This is a genomic window from Capnocytophaga cynodegmi (assembly GCF_002302475.1).
Lineage (GTDB): Bacteria > Bacteroidota > Bacteroidia > Flavobacteriales > Flavobacteriaceae > Capnocytophaga > Capnocytophaga cynodegmi.
On sequence record NZ_CP022378.1, the window covers coordinates 852,379 to 876,170 of the forward strand.

The following is a 23,792-nucleotide window of genomic DNA, read 5'->3' on the forward strand; positions in this document are numbered from 1 at the left end:
TTTTTTATACCCTTAAAATTTATCTTTTATTTCCTCAAGTACTTCTAAAATTTGCTGCAACTCATCTAAAGTAACTAACTTCTGCCGATATTCTTTGAAATTGGGAATTCCTCGAAAATAATTCGCATAATGGCGACGCATTTCCAACACGCCCTGACGTTCTCCTTTCCACTCTGCTGACCAAGTTAAGTGATTTTTAACGGCTTCCACCCTATCCGAAATGGTTGGAGATGGTAATTTTTCTCCTGTTTTAGAATAATGTTTTATTTCATTGAAAATCCAAGGATAGCCAATTGCTGCCCTACCTATCATTATACCATCAACGCCATATGTATTCCTATATTCCAATGCTTTTTCAGGAGAATCAATATCTCCGTTGCCAAAAATAGGAATTTTAATGCGTGGATTTTCCTTAATTCGTGCAATATGAGACCAATCCGAATGTCCTTTGTAAAGCTGTGAACGTGTCCGAGCGTGAATAGATAACGCCTGAATGCCAACATCTTGCAATCTTTCGGCTACTTCGTCAATATTTATTGAATTTTCGTCCCAGCCTAAGCGTGTTTTAACCGTAACAGGTAATTTTGTGCTATTAACCACCGCTTTGGTAAGCCTTACCATCAGGTCGATATCTTTTAAAACTCCTGCACCTGCTCCTTTTGAAACTACTTTCTTTACAGGGCAACCAAAGTTAATATCCAATAAATCAGGATTTACAGTCTCAACGATTCTGGCAGAAAGGGCCATTGCTTCTTCATCACCTCCAAAGATTTGAATTCCAACGGGACGTTCATAATCAAATATATCCAGCTTTTGTTTACTCTTTATCGCATCTCGGATTAATCCTTCCGAAGAAATAAATTCACTAAAAAGCATATCTGCTCCGTGAATTTTGCACAATCTGCGAAAAGGAGGGTCGCTCACATCTTCCATCGGAGCAAGTAACAACGGAAATTCTCCCAAATCTATGTTTCCTATTTTAACCATTTGCAATTTAAAATATCTATGCCTTAAAAAAGACTGCAAAACTATTGCATTTAAGTGAAAATCCAAAATGTTATTAAATCCCTACCCTAAAAAATCGATTTGTTTGTTCGCTAAAATCAATTAATGTGCTTCGAGCCAGTTTGTTCCAACGCCCAAATCCACAACTAAAGGTACAATAAGCTTGAAAGCGTTTTCCATTTCGTATTTAATAGCATTTTTTACTTCTTCCAATTCTATTTTTGGCACATCGAATACTAATTCATCGTGTACTTGTAGTAACATTTTGCTTTTGAAGCTTTCTTTTTCCAATCGGTTTTGAACACGAATCATTGCTATTTTTATAATATCGGCTGCACTTCCCTGAATAGGAGCATTGATAGCATTTCGTTCAGCTGCACCTTTAACCACTTGATTTCTAGAATTAATATCTGGTAGATAACGTCTTCTTCCTAAGATAGTTTCTACATATCCATTTTGTTGAGCAAAAAATATTTGCTTATTGATATAATTACGTAAATTAGGATATGTAGCATAATAGGTTTCTATGAGTTCTTTACTTTCTGTACGTGAAAGGTCGGTTTGGTTACTAAGCCCAAAAGCTGATACACCATAAATAATTCCGAAATTTATTGTTTTGGCGTGGCTTCGTTGTTCGCGTGTAACTTCTTCAATAGGAACATTAAAGACTTTAGCAGCTGTTGAGCGATGAATATCCTCATTATTCAAAAAGGCTTGAATCATATTTTGTTCTTCACTTAATGAGGCAATGATTCTGAGTTCAATTTGTGAGTAATCTGCTGCTAATAAAATGTGATTTTCGTCTTTAGGAATGAACGCCTTACGTATTTGCTGCCCTCTTTCTGTACGAATTGGGATATTTTGCAAATTTGGGTTGTTACTGCTCAAACGCCCAGTGGCTGCAACCGTTTGCATATAGGTTGTGTGTACTCTTCCTGTTTTAGGATTTACTTCATTGGGGAGTGCATCAATGTAAGTTGATTTTAATTTTTGAAGTTGCCTCCATTCCAAAATATCGGCTACGATTTTGTGTTTATCGGCAAAGTATGATAGTACTTCTTCCGATGTTGCATATTGCCCTGTTTTGGTTTTTTTAGGTTTTTTATCAATTTTAAGTTTTTCGAATAAGATTTCGCCCAATTGCTTAGGAGAAGCTAAGTTAAAATCTTCTCCTGCAGCTGTTAAGATTTCTTTTTCGTAAGCGATAATATCTTCATCTAATTTTTCCGAAAGCCTTTTTAAGAAAGAAGTATCCAAATTAATTCCTTCCAACTCCATTTTTGCAAGTACTTGTACCAAAGGAGCTTCTAACTCACGATAAATTTTATCTGCATTTACCTTTTTGAGTTCTTCTGTAAAGATTTCTTTCAATTGCCAAGTAACATCGGCATCTTCAACGGCGTATTCTTTCTGGTCTTCAAGAGATACAGAACGCATCGAAAGCTGATTCTTGCCTTTTTTTCCTATTAATTTTTCAATAGAAATGGGTGTATAATCTAAATATGTTTCAGAAAGTACGTCCATATTGTGACGCATATCAGGATTAATGAGATAGTGAGCTACCATCGTGTCGAACAATTCGCCTTTTACCTCTATTCCATAATTGTACAATACTTTTATATCATATTTTAGATTTTGCCCTACCTTTGTAATTTGCTCATTTTCAAAAAAAGGACGAAATTCTTGCAATAATTCAGAGGCTTCTGACCTATTTTCAGGAAACGGAACGTAATATCCTTTACCTTTATGCCATGAAAAAGCAATTCCAACCAATTCAGCATTCAAACTTTCAAGATTAGTTGTTTCTGTATCAAAACAAACTGCTTCTTGTTGCAATAAATTTTGAAGTAAAAGCCTACGAGCCATTGCTGTCTCCGCCAATTGGTAATGATGAGGCGTATCTTCAATAGTTTTTTTACCAGAAGATAGATTTTCTGCAAATAAATTACCTTGTACTGCAAATAAATCTGTTTGACCTTCCACTGATTTTGATTTTTGAACCACTATTTCAGGAGGTTGGTACGTACGCATAAAATTCTGAAGCAATTGCCTGAATTCCAATTCTTCAAAAAGTTTTGCGACAGACTCAAAGTCAGGTTTTGAAAGTTCAAAATCAACTTCATCAAACTCAACAGGAACATCTAACATAATGGTTGCCAATTTTTTGGACAAAATTCCTTTTTCAGCATTATTTTCGATGTTCTCTTTCATCTTTCCTTTGAGCTTATCTGTATTTGTCAACAGATTTTCCATACTTCCGAACTCTGCCAGAAGTTTTTTAGCTGTCTTCTCACCCACTCCAGGAAGTCCAGGAATATTATCAACAGCATCGCCCATCATTCCAAGAAAATCAATCACTTGCTCGGGTGATTGTACTTCAAACTTTTCTTTGACCTGCTCCACTCCCCAAATCTCAACATCATTTCCATTACGAGGAGGACGATAAACAAAAATATTTTCAGAAACTAATTGTGCATAATCTTTATCTGGAGTAACCATATACACCAAATAATTCTGCTTTTCGGCCTTTTTGGCAAGTGTACCAATAATATCATCAGCTTCATAACCTTCCTTTTCAATGATAGGAATGTGCAAAGCCTTTAGTATTTCGTGAATGTAAGGCACTGCAATGCGAATAGCTTCGGGAGTTTCTTCTCGATTAGCTTTGTAATCCGTGAACATTTCCGTACGAGCCACACTTCCACCTTTGTCAAAGGCAACAGCCAGATGGTCAGGTCTTTCTTTTTTAATCACATCAAAAAGAGAGTTCATAAAACCCATTATCGCCGAAGTGTTCAACCCTTTTGAATTAATTCTCGGATTTTTAATAAAAGCATAATATCCTCTGAATATCAAAGCATACGCATCTAAAAGGAAAAGTTTCTTTTTCAAAATAATCAAAGTTTTTTAATGCAAAATGAAAAGCAAAACATCACTTTTTATTCCCTTCATTTTGGGCAAATATAATCAAAATAATCAGAATTGGAGATTTCAAACTTCAAAAAAATAACAAACAACAGATTGATTATTAATACAAATCCATAATTTTTAGATTTTTTTGCTTCAAGAAGCTAAATTATTGTATTCAGGATAAATGGTTTTTCTTCACAATTAAAAAAATAGCATACACAACAATTAAAAAAAACTCCAAGAAATTGTAGAATTCTTGAAGTTTTTATTTATAAAAATGATTTTTATTTTTCCAACGCTTTAAGTAGTTCATTTTTCATTGTATTTACACCTGGAAAACCTGAAACTTGATACGAGTGTTCTCCTTTCTTATCAACGATGATATAAGTAGGTACACCTCTGGCATTAAAGCTTTGTTGTAAATAACTCCATTGATTTTTATTAACACGATAATGTTGCCCTTTAATACTCGGAATCATATTTTTCCAAGTTTGTTCCGGTGAATTTTCTCCTGCTAAATACAAGAATATTACATCTTTATCAGCAAAAGCAAACTCTGCTTTAAGTGGTTCCATTTGTTTATTCGCAGCCAAGCAAGGACCACACCAAGTTGCCCACATATCTATCAAGATTACTTTTCCTTTAAAAGGCTTTAACATTTCTACCAAAAGTTGCTCATCACTGGTTTGAGGAACGTTAAGCACAGTAAAACCTGTTCTCTTTTTGTTTTCTTCAATTCTTGCTAAAAGTTTATCATTTTCATCTATTAAAATTTGCTGAATTTCAATAGGGAATGATTTCATTTCTTCTTTATTTTCTTCGGTAAGAGGTTCGTAATCTGCAAACTGATTAGCGATTTTTCGAGCTTTGATAAGGTCTAATAAAAGGGCATTATCTGTACCCCAGATTTTAGCAAGCACTGTTGCTCCTCTGTTTTTTTTGTCATACTCTTTTATCAAATCATCATACTTCATTCCTACTTCCTCTAATTCTTTCATTTTTAAAAAAGAAGTGTTATTTTGTTTTGCTTCAAGAAATTCTTTAAAAAGATTTCTATCAACATCAGTAACTTTTGGACTTTCCGATAAGAAACGAACAATGTCAAGAATTCTATTTTCTCCTATATGAAAAAACAAAAGGTCATTAACAAGTTCGCTTACAATGGGTGAAAGCAAAATATCAGAATCATTATATGGAATTTCTTTATAGAAATCATAAAAATCAGCTCTTTTAGGTTCAGAATAATACTTTACTTGAGCTTCTTTTTCTGAGATGTTATACTTTTTGGCATAAGATTTTCTTAGGTAATATCCTATATTTCCAATTTCATCCTTCAACTCATTAATCGCTTTTGAATTTAATATTTTTCTTGATAAATCGTTTATTTTTAAGGCATTATTTTTTGAAATTTCTTTATAATACTCCTGTTTGAAATGTTTTTCGAGGGCATCTGCACCTAAATCGGCAATAGAATCTATATTGACGCGATTTTTTCTCTCTTCGGAGGAAATTTTATATACATCATTATTAACATCGGCTAAAAATCCAGCATAGTAAATTCCTTCTCCTTTTGAAACTATATTTCTCTGTAAACGGCTTTGTTTACGTTGCATTTCAGGAAGATTAATAAGTACTTTCAATTCTTTATCAGGAGCAACTATTAAAGGAATGTAAAATGAATCGGAAAGTAGTATAAGTGATGTGGGGCTATAAATGGTAGTGTTAATTTTGAACGTGCCATCTTCCGAAATGGTTACAAGATTTTTATCTCGATTACCAGTAATAGGATTTGGGTAAATGAATACAACGTCTCCTAAATCAGGTTTATATCCTATGATTTTACCACTAATTAAACCTTTTCCTTTTTGCCATTTTGTCGAAAAGTTCTTCGTAACTTGGTGTTTTTGCTGAAATTCTTTGGGAATATTGATTTTATGTTGTTTTTTGCTCAAATCAATATCATAGATTTTAAAGCAATCTTTACAATCACCCTCTATAAAGTCAAATTTTTCAGTTTTTAAGGGTAAAGGTTCAAAAACAAGTTTGAAAGAGGCTTCTCCTGACTTTGGCATCCAAAAAAGAGAATCCAATACGATACCTTCACCTTTTTGGATTTTGTATTTTTTGTCTCCTGCTTTTAAATATGTATCTGATGCAATTCTAATCCAATAACCTGGAGTAAAAAATGCATCAACTTCAAGTAAGGTTTCTTTTTCGGAAAGACTCACCTTACGGATTTCTATTGTTTTAGTGTTGGCAAACCCAAAAGGAGGTAAATCTATCGTTTTGTTTTGTGCCTGTGTGTTTACAATGATACAAGTAAACAAAATGGTAAAAATTAAAGATAGTGATTTCATAAAATTAATGGTTTAGTTGATTGTCTATTGAACAATAATTATTTTTTGTTTTTATAAAACTTTGATACAAAGCCCAAAGATAGTTATTTTTTATTAATCAAATAGATATCGAAGCCTAAATTTTAGCTTTAAAGTTCAAAATTTGTTGTTTTTGGTTTATTATTGGTTTTCCCAAAGGCAAAAAAAGAAAAGCGATACACTATTTTCGTGCATCGCTTTTCTATAGTTATGGAAAAAACAACATTATTTCAATTCCTGAAAATTGCGTTTGATGAAATCGGTAAGTTCTTTTCCTTTCAGAAGTCCTTGCGAAAGTCGGGCTAAATCAAAGGCTTGTTTGATGAGGCTTTGTTTTTCGTTTTCGTCCGCTGTATTTAGTATCGAGGTTGCCAAAGGCGAATTGGTATTGACTACCAAATGATACATTTCGGGGAAATTCCCCATTCCGAACATTCCGCCACCGCCCGTAGCACTCATTTCTTTCATACGACGCATAAATTCAGGCTGATTGATGCTAAAAGGTGTGCTATCGCTGTCCAAATCTTCCAATTGCACCACAAAACCTTCACTCGGAATGCTTTTTTCAATGCTTTCTTTAAGTGATGTTTTTTCTTCTTCCGAAAATTTGGAAATTGTAGTATCCTCTTTTTGAATGAGTTTGGAAATCGGAGCCGAATCCACTCGAGCAAAAGTCAAGTTTTCGTTATCGTGTTCCAACTTCTGAATTAAATGCGATACAATGGGCGAATCCAAAAGCAACACTTGGTATCCTTTTTCTTTCGCCTGTTCAATAGCAGCGTGTTGCACCTCTTTATTTTGGGCGTAAAGCACCACCAATTTTCCGTCTTTGTCGGTTTGTTGGTCTTTTAAGGCTTCTTTAAGCTCCGAAAGGGTATAATATTGGTCATCTACCGTTGGATAAAGCACAAAATCCCCTGCTTTTTCGTAGAATTTCGGTTCAGAAAGCATTCCATACTCCAAAACAATCTTAATATCGTTCCATTTTGATTGAAAATCCTCACGATTTGTATTGAAAAGCGATTTTAATTTATCAGAAACCTTTCGAGTAATATAATTTGCGATTTTTTTAACGTTGCCATCGGCTTGTAAGTACGAACGTGACACGTTCAGCGGAATATCTGGCGAATCGATAACTCCTTTAAGCATTGTCAAAAACTCTGGAACAATTCCCTCCACATTATCCGTTACAAAAACCTGATTTTGATACAACTGAATGCGGTCTTTTTGAATTTGCATATCCATTGATAGTTTTGGGAAATACAAAATTCCCGTTAAATTGAACGGATAATCCACGTTGAGGTGAATGTGAAACAAGGGGTCGTCAAACTGCATCGGATAAAGTTCACGATAGAAGTTTTTATAGTCCTCGTCTTGCAAATCGGCAGGTTGTTTTGTCCACGCCGGATTTGGGTTATTTACAATATTGTCAACGGTTTGATATTCGGTTTTGTAATTTTCATCGGCATTTTCAGGACGAGGAAGCGGTTCTTGTTTGGTTCCGAATTTAATCGGAATTGGCATAAATTTGTTGTATTTACGCAACAATTCTTCGATGCGATATTCCTCCAAAAACTCGGTAGAATCTTCGGCGATGTATAAGATGATTTCCGTACCTCTTTCTGACTTTTCGGCAGGTTCAAGCGTGTATTCGGGAGAACCATCACACGTCCATTTTACGGCAGGAGCGTCAGTGTACGATTTGGTGATGATTTCCACTTGGTTTGCCACCATAAAAGCAGAGTAAAACCCAAGCCCGAAATGCCCAATTACACCTGCATCTTTGGCAGTATCTTTGTATTTTTCTAAAAATTCTTCTGCTCCTGAAAAAGCAATCTGATTGATGTACTTTTCCACCTCTTCGCCCGACATCCCAATACCTTGGTCGATGATATGTAAGGTTTTATTTTCCTTATCAATCTTCACTTCGATGATAGGATTTCCGTACTCCACTTTTGCTTCGCCAATTTGGGTTAAGTGTTTTAATTTCAGCGTAGCATCGGTAGCGTTAGAGATGAGTTCCCGAAGGAAAATTTCGTGGTCGCTGTATAAAAATTTCTTGATAAGTGGAAAAATATTTTCCACCGAAACATTAATATTTCCTTTCATTTCTTATGAGATAATTTAATGATTAAAAGATTAAAAAAGCTCAAAAAATCAAACGATTTTTGACTTACGAAAATTGCTTTGGCAAAAAAAATACCAATATCTTAAAAATGTCAATTTGTCAGTAATCATCAATATAAGTTTCTTTCAAAAAAGCAGAAAGAAGGTTGTTTTGTTTTCGTATTTACTTCACTTCTTTCTTTAGATTACGTGTATTTTTTGCATATTTAAAAATATTTTTTACATTTGCCCCGATGAAATTATTTAACAATACATATTGGTGGTGGCTTTCAAAATCTTGTTCAAGGTCTTGAAAGGTTACTTATTGTTTTGAATTCCATTAAGAAAATTAAACTTTTAATAATATAGGCTTTGACATTAATTTGTTGAAGCCATTTTTTTTTACACAAAAATTATGTTTGAAAGAAAAATACACTTAAAAACCATTGTAAAATCCGCGTTGGGAGATTTATTTACTCCTGTGGGAATTTATCTTAGGCTTCGTGACCAATTTCGAGATACAATTCTTTTAGAAAGTGCAGGAAAACAAGGAGAGGATAACAATTTTTCCTTCATTGCTATCAACGCTATTGCTGGAATTGAAATACGCAACTATAATGAAGCTGAAATAAAATTTCCAAATGAGAATGCTGAAAAAATAAGCCTTAAAGGCGAAAAACTAACCGATATATTACAAGGTTTTTCGAGTAGTTTTATATGTGAAAAACCCAATCACGACATCGGAAGAACAGCTCAGGGGCTTTTCGGTTACACGTCGTACGATGCTATTCCTTTCTTTGAAGGAATAAAGTTTAAGGAACAATCACAGGAAAATAAAATCCCGTTGCTTCGTTATCGTCTTTATCAATACGTCATCGCAATTAATCATCATAACGATGAACTTTTTATAATAGAAAATATCATAAAAGGTTTAAATTCAGAAGTTTCAATTATTGAAAACATTATTCATCAAAAGAATGCTCCTGTCTTTCCTTTTGAAAAAGTAGGTGAAGAAAAATCCAATTTAAGCGATACTGACTTTTTGGAAATGGTGGAAAAAGCACAAATGCATTGTAAAAGAGGTGATGTTTTTCAGTTGGTTTTGAGCAGAAGATTTCATCAGAAATTCCGTGGAGATGAATTCAATGTGTATCGAGCCTTACGTAATATCAATCCTTCTCCTTATTTATTTTTCTTTGATTATGGAGACTACAAACTCATTGGTTCAAGCCCTGAAAGTCAGATTATTATAAAAGATAAAAAAGCTATAATTCACCCAATTGCAGGTACTTTTAAACGAACTCACAGCATCGAAAACGACTTAAAAGCAGCTGAAAGGCTAAAACAAGACCCTAAAGAGAATGCCGAGCATATTATGTTGGTCGATTTGGCAAGAAATGACCTTAGCATATACGGAAAAAATGTAAGAGTTTCAAAACTCAAAGAAATTCACTTTTTCTCACACGTAATCCATATGGTAAGTGAAGTGGTCGCTGATGTTTCATCGGAGCAGAATCCTTACGAAATGATTTCCAGCACTTTCCCTCAAGGAACTCTCAGCGGAGCTCCCAAATTTCGGGCAATGGAACTCATCGACCAATATGAGAAAACATCTCGTTCTTACTACGCTGGGTGTATCGGTTTTGTAGGTTTCGATGGTAGCTGTAATCAGGCAATTATGATTCGTACTTTTTTGAGTAAAGAAAATACTCTTTTTTATCAGGCAGGAGCAGGAATTGTTTCAAAATCAATATCCTATAATGAACTTCAGGAAGTAAATAACAAACTTGAAGCTTTAAAAAAAGCCATTGAATTAGCACAGAAAATATATTAATCTCTTTAACTAGAAAAACGTATGAAAATCCTTGTTTTTGATAATTACGATAGTTTTACATATAATTTAGTTCAAATATTAGAACAAATTACTGATGGAGAAATAGATGTGGTTAGAAATGACCAAATTTCATTGGAAGAAATAGCAAAATACGACAAAATTATTCTCTCTCCAGGACCAGGCATTCCACAGGAAGCAGGTATTCTGTTGGATTTAATAAAAACTTACGCACCTACCAAACCCATCTTTGGCGTTTGCTTAGGGCAACAAGCAATTGCAGAAGCCTTTGGCGGAAGTCTCATAAATCTTTCAGAAACTTATCACGGAGTTGCAACAGAATCGCATCAAATTAAAGAACACGCCATTTTTAAAAATCTACCCCAAACTCTTGAAGTGGGCAGATATCACTCTTGGGCTGTAAATCCCGAGGATTTCCCCGATGAATTAGAAATTACCTCCGTAGATGACAAAGGAATGATAATGAGCTTAAAACATAAAATCTACAACCTACACGCTGTTCAGTATCACCCAGAGAGCATACTTACCCCTGAAGGCAAAGAAATATTAAAAAATTTTATGGAAATTTGATAATATAGCAATTTATGAAACAAATTTTAGGATATTTATTTAATCACCAAACACTTACCCGAGCTGAAGCAAAATCCATAATGCTTGAAATTTCTGAAAACAAATTCAATGAAAGTGAAGTTATGGCTTTCATCACCGTTTTTTTGATGCGAAACATCACAATTGATGAAATGGAAGGATTTCGTGAAGCTCTTCTAGAACTGGCCCGTCCTGTAGATTTACAAACTACTGATTTGATTGATATTGTAGGAACAGGAGGTGACGGAAAAGATACATTTAATATTTCAACGTTAGCAAGTTTTGTAGTGGCTGGAGCTGGGCAAAAGGTTGCTAAACAAGGAAATTACGGGGCCTCTTCTGTTAGTGGTTCTTCTAACGTATTGGAAAAAATTGGCTATCGCTTTAAGAACAACTCATCAGAATTACAAGAAGATTTAGAGAAAGCTAACATTTGTTTTCTACACGCTCCCCTTTTTCACCCAGCTCTAAAAAGCGTTTCCGCACTTCGTAAAAACTTAGGAATGAAGACTTTTTTCAACTTCTTAGGACCTTTGGTGAATCCTGCCAACGTTAATTTTTCCCTCATAGGTGTTGCGAATCTGGAAATAGCAAGGCTTTATCAGTATATCTTGCAAAGACAAAATATTTCTTTCACCATTGTAAATAGCCTTGACGGATATGATGAAATTTCATTAACGAATGAAACAAAAGTTATTAATAAAAATGGTGAGAAGATTTTTTCAGCCTCAGAACTTGGATTTGAAAACATATCACAAGAAAGCTTGTATTCAGGGGGAAGTCAAGAAGAATCTGCCAAAATTTTTATGAATATTTTGAACGGAAAAGGAACAAAAGAACAAAATTCTGTAGTGATAGCAAATGCAGCGATGGCTCTTTTTTCAACCGAAAAGTTTGGCTCGTATTCAAATTGTCTTGAAATAGCAAAAGAGAGTTTGGAAAGTAAAAAAGCTTTGAATGTTTTGAATGCTTTAATAAATTAAAATCAACTAAAAATGAATATTTTAGACAAAATAATTCAGCACAAAAAAGAGGAAGTTTCTATTTCGAAAAAGCGTATGTCAATTCAGGAATTAAAAAATTCGGAATTTTATGAAAGAGAGAGTTTCTCATTAAAACAAAGCATACAACAACGGACAGGAATTATAGCTGAATTTAAGCGAAAATCGCCCAGTAAAGGCATCATAAACAACGCTTCCAGTGTGCAAAATGTGTGTTTGGCATACGAAAAATTTGGAGCCAGTGGTATTTCAATTCTTACTGATAAAAACTTTTTTGGTGGCAATTCGGAGGATATTTTACAAGTCAGAAAAAGCATTAAACTGCCCATTCTTCGTAAAGATTTTATGATAGATGAATATCAATTTTATGAAGTTAAAGCAATGGGAGCTGATGTGGTTTTATTAATAGCTTCTTGTTTATCAGTTTCTCAAACACAGGAGTTTACACACATAGCCAAGGAATTAAATCTTGAAGTTTTACTTGAAATACACAACGAAGATGAATTAAAACATATAAATCAAAATATTGACATTGTTGGTATTAACAACAGAAATTTAAAAGATTTTAAGGTAGATTTGCAACATTCAGTCATTTTAAAAAATAGTTTACCAAAGGATAAACTTTCAGTTGCTGAGAGTGGCATCTATTCTGAAGAAGACTTTAAATTCCTCAGAAACAAAGGCTTCGATGCTTTTTTGATGGGAGAATATTTTATGAGAAATCAAAGTCCTGAAAAGGCATTCGAAAACTTTGTAAAGAACACAAAATGAGCTTAAAACTAAAGGTTTGCGGACTTACTCTCGAAAGCCAAATCGAAGATTTGATAGCCTTAAACATCGATTTTTTAGGATTTATTTTCTATGAAAAGTCTCCCAGATTTGCACTTAAAAAACTATCTTTAAACAAATTAAGGAATTTTGAGCATACAGGAAAAATCGGAGTTTTTGTTAATGAGAGTTTAGAAAAAGTTTTAGAAATTTCGGAAAAATCATCGCTTAACTTTGTACAGCTCCACGGCGATGAAACCCCAAATTTCGTAGAAAGTTTACGCAAGAAATTAAATCCTGAAATAAAAATCATAAAGGTTGTACGAGTTAATAGTGCAGGAATAAAAATTCCTGAAAATATTGATGAAATCGATTTTTTACTTTTTGACACGGATAGCAAGAATTACGGCGGAACAGGAAAAACTTTTCCTTGGCAATGGCTTGACAACATTGAAATCCCTTTACCTTTTTTCTTAAGCGGAGGAATTTCCTTAGGAAACATTAAAAACATAGAAAAAATAACTACAAAACCTTTTTCATTGGATATAAATTCTAAATTTGAAAGTGAAGCAGGAATAAAAGATTTAACAAAGATAAAGCAAATAAAACATTACATAGACAATTTCAACAAGCTAAAATAAATTGAACTTATGGACTTTAAAAACCCCGATAAATACGGCTATTACGGAGATTTTGGAGGAGCTTTTATCCCCGAAATGCTCCATCCGAATGTGGAAGAATTAGAAAATAAATATTTGGAAATTATTGAAAGTAAAGAATTTAATAAAGAGTTCAACCAACTTTTGAAAGATTATGTTGGTCGCGAAACACCACTGTATTTTGCTGAAAATCTTAGCAAAAAGTATCAAACTCAAATTTATCTTAAAAGAGAAGACCTCAACCATACAGGAGCTCATAAAATCAACAACGCTTTAGGACAAGCTCTTTTAGCAAAAAAACTGGGAAAAAATCGTATCATTGCCGAAACAGGGGCTGGGCAGCACGGAGTAGCAACAGCCACAGTTACAGCTCTTTTAGGATTAGAATGCATCGTTTATATGGGAGAAACAGACATAAAACGACAAGCATTAAATGTAGCACGAATGAAAATGCTTGGTGCAGAAGTTCGTGCCGTAACATCAGGCTCAAAAACACTAAAAGACGCTGTTAATGAAGCCCTTAGATATTGGATAAATAACCCAACATCAACACATTACATTATTGGAAGTGCCGTAGGTCCTCATCCTTTTCCAGATATGGTTGCTCGATTTCAATCGGTTATTTCACAAGAAATAAAACTTCAGTTGAAAGCCAAAATTGGTAGAGAAAATCCCGATTATATAATTGCCTGTGTAGGAGGTGGAAGCAATGCTGCTGGGTCATTCTATCATTTTGTAAATGAGCCAAATGTAAAAATTATTGCCGCTGAAGCCGCTGGGTTAGGTTTGGAGTCTGGCAAATCAGCTGCTACAACTCAGCTTGGTTCGTTGGGAATTTTACACGGAAGTCAAAGCCTTGTAATGCAAGATAATGATGGACAAGTAATTGAACCTCACTCAATTTCTGCTGGATTAGACTACCCAGGTATAGGTCCTTTTCATGCCAATCTCTTCAAACAAAAAAGAGCTGAATTTTTAAGCATTACCGATGAAGAAGCCTTAAAATCAGCATTCGAAATTACCCAAATGGAAGGAATCATTCCTGCTTTGGAAAGTTCACACGCACTTGCTGTTTTATCAAAAAAGAAATTTAAAAAAGATGATGTTGTGGTTATAACACTTAGCGGAAGAGGCGACAAGGATATCGAAATTTATTCTAAAAACATAGATTTTTAAATTATTAAAAATGAGAAAGTTAAATATATATTTCACAGCAGGAATTCCAAAGTTGGAAGACACAGCGAAGGTAGCAAAATTGATACAAGAAGCGGGAGCAGATATGATGGAAATTGGAATACCTTATTCCGACCCAGTTGCCGATGGAAATGTAATTCAAAATGCACACGCACTCGCTCTGCAAAACGGAATGAATATCAACACATTATTTAAAGTTTTGGAAGATATAAAGGAGTCGGTAAAAATCCCTAAAATATTAATGGGATATTTGAATTCTGTGATTCAATATGGTTTTGAAGATTTCTGCAGAAAATGCAAAGAAGTAGGCGTTTACGGGCTCATCTTACCAGATTTACCTCCAATTGAATTTGAAAGGAAGTACAAAAAAATTGTGGAAAAATACGGATTGAATTTCACATTTTTAGTAACTCCCGAAACATCAATTGAAAGAATAGAATATTTGGATTCAATTTCTTCAGGATTTTTGTATGCCGTTAGTAGTTCCTCTACAACAGGTAAGGTAGATAATAACTTAGAAAATAATCCCTACTTGAAAAAGTTAGCTGAGTTAAAACTTAAAAATCCTATTTTTGTAGGATTTGGCATTAAAAACAAAGCTGATTTCTCAAATGCTACTAAACATACACAAGGAGCAATAATTGGCACTTCTTTTGTGAAAATTCTATTGGAAAATTCAACAAATTGGGAAGAAAAAGCCGAAAGTTTTATAAAATCAATAAGAGAATAATTTTAGAAAAATATGGTTACTAAAGATTTTATCATCTTTTAAAGAATTTAATAAATTATCAACTAAAAAATTAATCGTGAGTTACTTAATAAAACCTAACAACTACAAACCTCTTTTGGACTTGCAACAAACCGAATTAGGTATTCAGAAAATCAAAGACTTTTTCCAAGTAAATTTATCATCTGAACTTCGTTTACGGCGAGTAACCGCTCCGCTATTTGTTCTGCAAGGTACAGGATTAAACGACGATTTAAGTGGGACCGAACGTGCCGTCAATTTTCCTATCAAAGATATGAACGAACAACGTGCTGAAGTGGTACATTCACTCGCCAAATGGAAACGCGTAATGCTTGCCGACTATAGAATTGAAAAAGGTTATGGAATTTATACCGATATGAATGCCATTCGTGCTGATGAAGAACTCGGAAACTTACATTCTCTTTATGTTGACCAGTGGGATTGGGAAATGGTAATTTCAGAACAACAACGTAATGTTACGTTTCTCAAGAATATCGTTCAACGCATCTACGCCACACTATTGCGGACAGAATATTTGGTTTGTGAGAGTTTTTCCAAAATAAAACCCATATTACCTCCAGAAATTCATTTTATCCATTCGGAAGAATTATTACAGCGTTACCCACAACTAACTCCTAAAGAACGAGAAGCCGCCATTGCTAAGGAATTCGGAGCTGTATTCATTATGGGTATTGGAGGAAAACTTTCCAATGGAGAAAAACACGACGGACGTGCACCCGACTATGATGATTGGACTACATCAACAGGGAATTATGCAGGTTTAAATGGTGATATTATACTTTGGAATCCTATATTGGAACTTCCTTTTGAAATTTCCTCAATGGGAATACGTGTAGACAAAGAAACTCTATTACGACAATTACAATTAGAAGGCAAAGAAGACCGACTGAATTTATATTTTCACAAGCGATTAATAAACAATACCTTACCTCTTTCCATTGGTGGAGGCATCGGGCAATCCAGATTGTGTATGTTTTTGCTACATAAAGCTCATATTGGTGAAATTCAAGCAAGTATATGGCCAGATGATATGCGTAAAGAATGTAACAAACACAATATCCCGCTGATATAAGTAAGTTTTTCAATCTCAAGTTAGATGGTTCTGTTTTTTTAATTCATAATAAATTTGTACCTTTGCCCCAAGTTCATACGAAGAACCTGAATGGGGTCGATCGGTTTTGACAGTAAGTCGAATTGAAATGTAAGCATACCGAGCTATGAAATTAATGCTCGTTAATCTCTATTTCAAACTTTTTAAATGGCGAGAATAACTACGCTCTTGCTGCCTAATCTGAAGTTTAGTAGGATTTCTGGCTAAGTCTCTACAAGGTAGGGAAGCGAGATGTCTCTGAAAAGCCCTTGTTGACGGCGGTTCGTACAGAGGCACCACGAAAGTCAACATTGAATCGGATGATGGTTTCCGCTGAAGATTTGGATTTTAGGGAACTAAGCGTGTTGTGGGCGGTTTTTGGTCAGCAACCCGACGAAAATCAAACAAAAACTAAGTATGTAGAAAGCCTTTGAATTGCTTATTTGGACGAGAGTTCGATTCTCTCCGACTCCACAGTATAGATTAAAAATCAAATACTTATCGTTTAGAAGGGACTAAAATAGAAACTTGTTTGTTTTAGTCTTTTTTATTTGTAAATGTTGCTTTTTTAGAAATATAAGAGACTAAAAACTACATTTATTAGTTGATATGTAAAAATAAGAACATTTAAACAAATAAACTGAGATAGAATTACCTATTTCAGTTTATATTAGACATTACAGAAAAGATTATTCCATTTGTTTTTTTAATATAATTAACTCAACTTGCTAGTTTTTAATAAAAAAGCAAGTTGAGTTACATTACATAAAGCCCACAGCTTTGATACGATTTCTTGATTATTCACGGGGGTAATGATTAATTATTAATTGTTAGTTGTAAATTGTTAGTTGTATTCATCTCCGAAATAGGGTAAACGCATCAAATTTATAATAAATTAATAATCAAATACTTGAATTTCAGCCTTTTTTTTGTAAAAGTAATTAAGGGCGTATTGATATTCAATTGTTTTTTATTGAGCACCCTATGAAAATAGGATTTCGTGCGTTTGACCTATCTCCTAAATTGAGTTTTAGTATGCTTTTTTAATTTGTTTTTTTAGATAATTGGACTATTATTAAAAATTTATCAATTAATATCTACTATTTATTGAATCATAAATCATCTTATAAATCTCTACAATTAAATTGATGACTATGAGAAAATAATTATAAAGGAATACGATACAAATAGATTGTAATATGTTTAGCAATATACTTTTAACAGGTGTTAACTGCTCTTTATGAGAATACAAAAAATCTTTAATAAGTTCATAATCGATATTGGTTAGTCTAATTTGTGAAATAAATATCGTAGTGAATAACATAACAATACAAGCCATTGCAATAACTATTGAAAATAAAATAATTGTAGTTGTTTTACTAGTAAATTTTTTGTAACGGTTTACATATTTTACTAACTCATCTGCTGAATCTTTATTGATTTTTTCTTTCCTTTTATTATAATTTTCAAGAAGAATAAAAATCACTGAAAATAATAATCCCGAAAAAATACTTATCGAACTTATAATGTTAGAAATTACTTCGTTACCAATATCAATTTTCAATAAGATAAATACTGCTGAAATACAAATAGGTATTATAAAATGAAATATTACCGAGATAATATTATTTTGACTTACCTTTATTTCAGAATATCCATCTTTTATCAGTTCAAAAGGGTTAAATTTTGATAACATCTTACTTATATTTTATTTCATCTTGAATTTGTTTCAACATACCATCAGTATATTTTTTAATTTTATCAAAATCAAAATGATTATTTTCCTGTTTCAATTCATCAGGTAGAAATATTGTAGGAGAGAATTTAGAAATATCTTTTATATTTACATTCGCTTTATGATTATTCTCATCTTTATAATAAGCCTTTATTTCATAGTTATTTTCATCATTTATATCTAAATCATCTAAATTAGCTCCTATTAATTGATTAGCTTTCTTATCGTTTCTCAATCTCTCCCAAAATCTAGTCACAGGCTCTTTAAATCCGGTTATTCTTACTTCAATTTTCAAATTTTCATATTCCGCAAAAATGGGATTTAATATTTCTCTTTTCCCTCTTGAAACTTTATTGTTGATAATAGCGAGTTGATATACTTTACTTTTTTTTAAATATTCTTCTTTTATTATTTTTGGGATAAAAGTAGTAACTATCAAAGTATAACCATAAGTTTTAAAAAGGTCTCTAAGTTTTCTTTTTACAAGTTCTGTAACAGTGTAATTTGTGTAACTTTGTACCATTAGGATTCCCGAATTATGATCATAAGGAGTCCATAGTTTTAAATAAAAAGGTAAAGAAGCAACCTGAGTTTCCGTAATTTCTCCAATAGGTTCATTGGCATTGTCTTGATTATAAATGGTTTGAACAGAACCAATAGCGCCTCCAAGTATATCACTATCAATAATATTAAATTTGCTACTAAATAGATTATTCCCATTTTGGGGAGATGTAATAGTTTTGTTTTTTTTAATATCTGACTGAAATTTTCCATCAAAAAGATTTCTAAAATCAGAAATAAATTTATGATAGGCTTCATCTTTATTCTTACCTATTTTATCTAATAATTCACTGAAATTCAGAAGTTGCTTATGTTTTGAGTTATAAGACTTTATGCCTATACTAAAAATTTCAAGTTGTAATCCTTGTGCCATATTTAATTATTATTTCTTTTCCTACAAATTTACAATTCCTTTTTTTCTCTACAATCCTGTAAAACTATTAATCATTTATAATTTACAATTATAAATGTTTTTTCTTCGTGATTTTTAATATTCTTGTAATTATTTTTATGATTTCAACAGCATCGTTATTTATGCTTTCATATTCAGTTTTATTGATATATTCAGTTGCAAATAACAATTCTAACCAATATAACACTTCGTTAATTTCCTTCTGAGCAATGGAAAGTTTATGAACAAAATCATTGGTAGATTCAGAATGCTCTGCCTCTCGTACCATTGCTCCTACACTCGTGCCACTTCTTAATAATTGTTTAGACAAAACAAATTCCTTCTTGCTATCTTGTAAATATTGATAAAGTTTTACAATACGAATAGCAAAAGCAAAACTTTTCTCTTTTATAATATTCTCTTTCATTTACAATTAACAATTAAACAACAAAAAGATACTCCTTCAACTCATCTACAATTTCATCTAACTGATTTTTAAAGGCTTTGTTAATTTTTTCGTAACCGCCTTCGTTTTTGAATGCTCCCATGTCAAAACTTTCGTGGTTAATGAATTGTTCTTTGACGAGATATTTTTCGATGCGGTCAAGCCATTTTTTTTTCAATTTTTGTGAATTGACGATGGACTTTGAGCCTCTTAAACGCATTTTCCAAGCGAACGGCATAATCCACCAAAACATTGCCCAACGCCAAAGTACGGACGATGCCGATAATATCCGTGGTGATGTCCACATTTTTGGCTTTGTTCCAAGCATGGTTGATTTCCCTGATGGAATAGCCCGCCTGTTCCATTTCCAATCGGAGGCTTTTCAGTTCGTTGCGTGTCAGCTCCTTTGGTCGGGTGCAGAGGATGTTGAGAGCGGCTATTCGGTTTTGATTTTCTGTGATAAAAGCTCTGAAGGCTTCGATGTAATCCTCGGGGCGTTGTTCCGTTCCGCCGTAGCCTTGGTAGCGTTCGGCAACTTGGTCGGTTTTATCGCTGATGATTTTGTAATGATTTGATTTTGATTTAGAATGAAACAAAAATTCAATCGCTTTTTTATGGTTTTGGATAAAGATTTTTACCTCATCAATGGGTTGTTCTTTCAGTTCTCGGATAAACTCTTGTGGTGTTGTTTTCTGTAAATTAAGAAAATAATCTTCATCTTGTTTTGTGATGTTTTTAGCTCGTCTTTGCAATCTTCCAATGAGCTGATTTACATATTTTTTCACAGAAGAAGTCTCGCCGTTGTGGTTAATTCCATCGATAATATCCTCAAAAGAGGCAGACGGATTGGCAGCTACGGGCGTCATTTTTGTAAAATATACAATGCTTTCAAAAACGCCCACAGGGTCGTAAATTTCAAAATTTTCTTTATTAATTTTCGGACAAAGACGTGTGGCTCTCCCTAACATTTGTTCAAATAAAATCCTTGATTTCACACGGCGTAAAAACACCAACGAGGTGATTTCAGGTACATCAATTCCTGTGGTGAGCAAATCCACCGTAACGGCAATGTTCGGATATCTTTCGTTCTTGAATTGCTTGATGGCTTCTGAAACGCGTTTCTTATCGCCGATACTTCCCGTGATTTTCTTCACCGCATCATTATCAATGCCTTGCTCAGCGTAAATTTCTTTCAGAATTTTTACGATGAGGTCGGCGTGTTGGTCATCTACGGCAAAAATCAGCGTTTTTCCTTGTCCTTCAGGGTCAAGGCCTTGGGCGATTTCGGTAAGTACCACTCGATTAAAATCTTCTACAATAACTTTTTTATTAAATTGTTCGATGTCAAAATTCAGTTCGTCTTCAATTTCTGAAAAATCGGTAATTTCGTTTTTTTCAGGGCCAAAAATTTGAATAATATCTCCTTTTTGGTAATGAATGCCTTCTTTTCGCAATTGCGTAATGATTTGATGCGGAAGATTATAATCCACTAAAAATCCGTCTAATACCGCCTCACGGTACGAGTATTCAAATACCAGTTTTCCGAAAATTTCAGTGGTATGGAGGGCAGGGGTAGCGGTAACGGCGATTTTCACGGCATCGAAATAGTCAATCACGCTTCGGTATTTGCTGATAAAATCGTCCTGATTGCGGAACTCCAATTCATCGTCTGCCATCTCTTTATCAAGGGTATAGCCTCGGTGGGCTTCGTCGATGATAATCAAATCATAATCGGAAACCGACGGGATATTTTCGCCTTCGTTGTACAAAATCCGTTTGACCATCGCCTGCACCGTACTCAAGTGAATTTTGGTTTCTCGCTCGATGGTTTTATTTTCCAATCCTTTGATATTGTGTAACAAATTATAGTCTTCTGGTAGATATATAAATTTAGAGTTCACAGTTATTTTTTGGTATAGGTCTATTTAAAGAAAAAACTTCTTATAATCTTATATTATAGGAAGTTTATAAATGCAAAAATACAAATTATTTGTATAAATTACTTTAAAAAGTATTATTTTAATACTTCTGATTGCATACAATAAACCTGTCTAAACTTTTACTTTTTAAAAGTTTAGACAGGTTTTAAATTTCATTGGAAATATTTGCAAGTTTTTAAGAATTTTGTACATTAGCCAAGTGAAATTTTTAAAATCAAGAATCTATGGGAGAGTTAACAACATTTATTCCTTTTGCTATTATCCTAATCATTGTTTTAGGAGCATTTTTTACAGTCAAGCAACAAACTGCCGTTTCAGTTGAGCGTTTTGGTAAATTTCAAAGTATTCGTCATTCGGGGTTGCAGATAAAAATTCCAATAATTGATAAAGTAGCTGCACGTATTAGTTTGAAAATTCAGCAGTTAGATGTTATTGTGGAAACAAAAACACTTGATGATGTTTTCGTGAAAATAAAAGTTTCAGTACAATATGTGGTAATTAAAGATAAAGTTTATGATGCCATTTACAGATTGGAATATCCTCACGATCAGATAACTAGTTACGTGTTCGATGTGGTACGTGCCGAAGTTCCAAAAATGCGTTTAGATGATGTTTTTGTTAAGAAAGATGATATCGCCATTGCTGTAAAACGTGAGGTGCAGGAAGCTATGGAAACATACGGGTATGATATCATAAAAACTTTGGTAACAGATATTGACCCCGATGCACAGGTAAAAGCCGCGATGAATAGGATTAATGCTGCTGAACGTGAGAAAGTTGCTGCTCAATATGAAGGAGATGCACAGCGTATTTTGATTGTAGAAAAGGCAAAAGCTGAAGCCGAAAGTAAACGTTTACAAGGGCAAGGTATCGCCGACCAACGCAGGGAAATTGCACGTGGATTGGTGGAAAGTGTTGATGTGCTTAACAAAGTGGGTATCAGTTCACAAGAAGCATCAGCATTGATTGTGGTTACACAACATTATGATACCTTACAGGCTGTAGGTCAGGAAACTAACAGCAATTTAATTCTGTTGCCAAATTCTCCACAGGCAGGAAGTGATATGCTTAATAATATGATTACTTCTTTTACTGCATCAAATCAGATTGCAGAAAAAATGAAAAATAAGGATAAGAACTCATAATACTCAAATTTAATAACAAGTAATTCAGCAAGAGAGAATTATCTTTCTTGCTGAATTATTTTTTTGATAGGTTTGTGAAATAAATATTAATTAATTACTTTTGTTTGCTCCAATTAAAATAGCTATGGCAAGAGTATTGAATATTTTTTACCTTTTGGTTTTATGTTTCACTTTTTTCAGTTTTTTTAATTTGTCTCACTACGATATTATACTTTCACTATTTGGAATTTTGGTCTTTATATCAGTATTTTATGCTCATTTTAAAGATTACCGAAAGCAAGTTCGCTGGGGTTTGGTACTAATGTTTATCATTCCGTTTTTTCTAATTTTTTTGAAGAAATAGAGTTACATTTGAATAATAACAATTAATTATAGAATAAGAATAAAAACAATGAATCATTTTACAGCAGAAGATTTTGAAAAATTATTGAAGGAGTGGATTACTGAACTCATTAATTTTGTTCCAGCATTAGTTGGAGCAATCGTCGCTTTTATTGCGGGTAGATATATAATTCGTTTTTTGTTAAATCTCACTAAAAAGTTAATGATAAGAAGAGAGGTTGATGTTACTTTACAAACCTTTCTTTTACAATTAATTAAATGGACTCTTCATATAGCATTGTTTTTAATAATTATTCAGATTATTGGGGTTCCTGCAACACAATTTTTTGCCATTTTAGCCAGTGCAGGTGTTGCTATTGGTTTGGCTTTACAAGGTTCCTTATCAAATTTTGCAGGAGGGATTATGATATTGATTTTTAAACCTTTTAAGGTAGGAGATAACATTGAAGCCAAAGGCGAAAGAGGTACTGTAAAGCGTATTGGGTTGGTTTCTACCACATTAAATAAGTTTAATAATGAGGAAGTTATCATCCCTAATGGTCCTCTTTTTGGAGATAGTATCATCAACTATACCCGTGAAGACAAAAGAAGGGTTAAGGTATTAGTCGGCATTGGATATAATTCTGACCTTCAGAAAGCTAAGGAAATTTTGTTGGATATCGCCAAAAGTGATAAACGTGCTTTTGAGGAACCTGCTCCGTCTGTTTTTGTTGAAGAATTGGCAGATAGTTCGGTAAACATTTCGGTACGTTTTTGGTGTAATAATGATGACTATTGGGATTGCTATTTCAATGCTATTGAGTCAGTTAAGACACGATTTGATGCCGAAGGTATTGAAATTCCTTTCCCACAAAGGGTTCTCAATATTGTTAGCGATACCAGCAAATCTTAAAAAAACGGAAATAAAATATATTTT

The 23,792-nt window shown here is 33.4% G+C and carries 19 protein-coding genes and 1 other RNA gene; 11 read left to right on the plus strand and 9 right to left on the minus strand.

All coding sequences use genetic code 11. The features are described from left to right. Positions 1–12: 12 nt before the first annotated feature. The 4 genes from dusB to htpG form a co-directional block, all read right to left on the minus strand. Positions 13–987: a tRNA dihydrouridine synthase DusB gene (dusB, locus tag CGC48_RS03935; RefSeq protein ID WP_098028534.1), complete on the minus strand. Its 975-nt coding sequence runs from the start codon at positions 985–987 to the stop codon at positions 13–15. Positions 988–1,107: 120 nt separating this feature from the next. Next, positions 1,108–3,897: a DNA polymerase I gene (polA, locus tag CGC48_RS03940; RefSeq protein WP_098029751.1), complete on the minus strand. Its 2,790-nt coding sequence runs from the start codon at positions 3,895–3,897 to the stop codon at positions 1,108–1,110. A gap of 302 nt (positions 3,898–4,199) precedes the next feature. Further along, entirely contained in the window at positions 4,200–6,272 is a 2,073-nt protein-coding gene (locus CGC48_RS03945; protein WP_098028535.1) for a TlpA family protein disulfide reductase, read from the minus strand. A gap of 243 nt (positions 6,273–6,515) precedes the next feature. Continuing rightward, complete coding sequence (gene htpG, locus CGC48_RS03950; protein ID WP_098028536.1) at positions 6,516–8,399, minus strand: molecular chaperone HtpG; 1,884 nt, start codon at positions 8,397–8,399, stop codon at positions 6,516–6,518. 412 nt (positions 8,400–8,811) lie between these two features. Here htpG and CGC48_RS03955 point away from each other — a divergent pair, with 412 nt between their 5' ends. The 9 genes from CGC48_RS03955 (at position 8,812) to ssrA (ending at position 16,794) form a co-directional block, all read left to right on the plus strand. Beyond that, the gene (locus CGC48_RS03955; RefSeq protein WP_098028537.1) at positions 8,812–10,230 is read left to right on the plus strand and encodes an anthranilate synthase component I family protein; all 1,419 of its coding nucleotides are present in this window, start codon (positions 8,812–8,814) and stop codon (positions 10,228–10,230) included. A gap of 21 nt (positions 10,231–10,251) precedes the next feature. Then, a complete protein-coding gene (locus CGC48_RS03960; RefSeq protein WP_098028538.1) occupies positions 10,252–10,818 on the plus strand; it encodes an anthranilate synthase component II in 567 nt (188 codons plus the stop codon). A gap of 14 nt (positions 10,819–10,832) precedes the next feature. Continuing rightward, positions 10,833–11,819 carry an anthranilate phosphoribosyltransferase gene (gene trpD / locus CGC48_RS03965; protein WP_098028539.1) on the plus strand — a complete coding sequence of 329 codons (987 nt, stop codon included), beginning with the start codon at positions 10,833–10,835 and terminating at the stop codon, positions 11,817–11,819. Between the two features lie 12 nt (positions 11,820–11,831). Next, positions 11,832–12,608: an indole-3-glycerol phosphate synthase TrpC gene (gene trpC / locus CGC48_RS03970; RefSeq protein WP_098028540.1), complete on the plus strand. Its 777-nt coding sequence runs from the start codon at positions 11,832–11,834 to the stop codon at positions 12,606–12,608. Further along, positions 12,605–13,246, plus strand: a complete 642-nt coding sequence (locus tag CGC48_RS03975; RefSeq protein WP_098028541.1) for a phosphoribosylanthranilate isomerase — start codon at positions 12,605–12,607, stop codon at positions 13,244–13,246. The genes trpC and CGC48_RS03975 overlap by 4 nt, the downstream gene beginning before the upstream one ends. Positions 13,247–13,255: 9 nt before the next feature. Further along, the gene (trpB, locus tag CGC48_RS03980; RefSeq protein WP_098028542.1) at positions 13,256–14,440 is read left to right on the plus strand and encodes a tryptophan synthase subunit beta; all 1,185 of its coding nucleotides are present in this window, start codon (positions 13,256–13,258) and stop codon (positions 14,438–14,440) included. 10 nt (positions 14,441–14,450) lie between these two features. Next, positions 14,451–15,188 carry a tryptophan synthase subunit alpha gene (gene trpA, locus CGC48_RS03985; protein WP_098028543.1) on the plus strand — a complete coding sequence of 246 codons (738 nt, stop codon included), beginning with the start codon at positions 14,451–14,453 and terminating at the stop codon, positions 15,186–15,188. Between the two features lie 76 nt (positions 15,189–15,264). Continuing rightward, a complete protein-coding gene (gene asnA / locus CGC48_RS03990; RefSeq protein ID WP_098028544.1) occupies positions 15,265–16,299 on the plus strand; it encodes an aspartate--ammonia ligase in 1,035 nt (344 codons plus the stop codon). Positions 16,300–16,391: 92 nt separating this feature from the next. Next, positions 16,392–16,794, plus strand: a transfer-messenger RNA (tmRNA) gene (gene ssrA / locus CGC48_RS03995). Positions 16,795–17,407: 613 nt separating this feature from the next. On the opposite strand, the gene CGC48_RS04000 is transcribed toward ssrA, so the two are convergent. From CGC48_RS04000 to hsdR, 5 genes are all read right to left on the minus strand, one after another. Next, a complete protein-coding gene (locus tag CGC48_RS04000) occupies positions 17,408–18,013 on the minus strand; it encodes a hypothetical protein (protein ID WP_098028545.1) in 606 nt (201 codons plus the stop codon). A gap of 1 nt (position 18,014) precedes the next feature. Continuing rightward, positions 18,015–18,986: a hypothetical protein gene (locus CGC48_RS04005; protein ID WP_098028546.1), complete on the minus strand. Its 972-nt coding sequence runs from the start codon at positions 18,984–18,986 to the stop codon at positions 18,015–18,017. Positions 18,987–19,074: 88 nt separating this feature from the next. Continuing rightward, positions 19,075–19,431, minus strand: a complete 357-nt coding sequence (locus CGC48_RS04010; protein WP_098028547.1) for a four helix bundle protein — start codon at positions 19,429–19,431, stop codon at positions 19,075–19,077. A gap of 13 nt (positions 19,432–19,444) precedes the next feature. Further along, positions 19,445–19,627, minus strand: a complete 183-nt coding sequence (locus CGC48_RS11905) for a type I restriction-modification enzyme R subunit C-terminal domain-containing protein (protein WP_262482370.1) — start codon at positions 19,625–19,627, stop codon at positions 19,445–19,447. Continuing rightward, positions 19,608–21,350 (minus strand): type I restriction-modification system endonuclease, encoded by a 1,743-nt coding sequence (gene hsdR / locus CGC48_RS04015; RefSeq protein ID WP_262482371.1) that lies wholly within the window; start codon positions 21,348–21,350, stop codon positions 19,608–19,610. The genes CGC48_RS11905 and hsdR overlap by 20 nt, the downstream gene beginning before the upstream one ends. A gap of 263 nt (positions 21,351–21,613) precedes the next feature. Between hsdR and CGC48_RS04020 the strand changes: the two genes are divergently transcribed. Both CGC48_RS04020 and CGC48_RS04030 read left to right on the plus strand, forming a co-directional pair. Beyond that, entirely contained in the window at positions 21,614–22,534 is a 921-nt protein-coding gene (locus tag CGC48_RS04020; protein ID WP_018280286.1) for an SPFH domain-containing protein, read from the plus strand. A 391-nt stretch (positions 22,535–22,925) separates the two neighbouring features. Further along, positions 22,926–23,768 carry a mechanosensitive ion channel family protein gene (locus CGC48_RS04030; RefSeq protein WP_098028549.1) on the plus strand — a complete coding sequence of 281 codons (843 nt, stop codon included), beginning with the start codon at positions 22,926–22,928 and terminating at the stop codon, positions 23,766–23,768. The last annotated feature ends 24 nt before the right edge of the window (positions 23,769–23,792 follow it).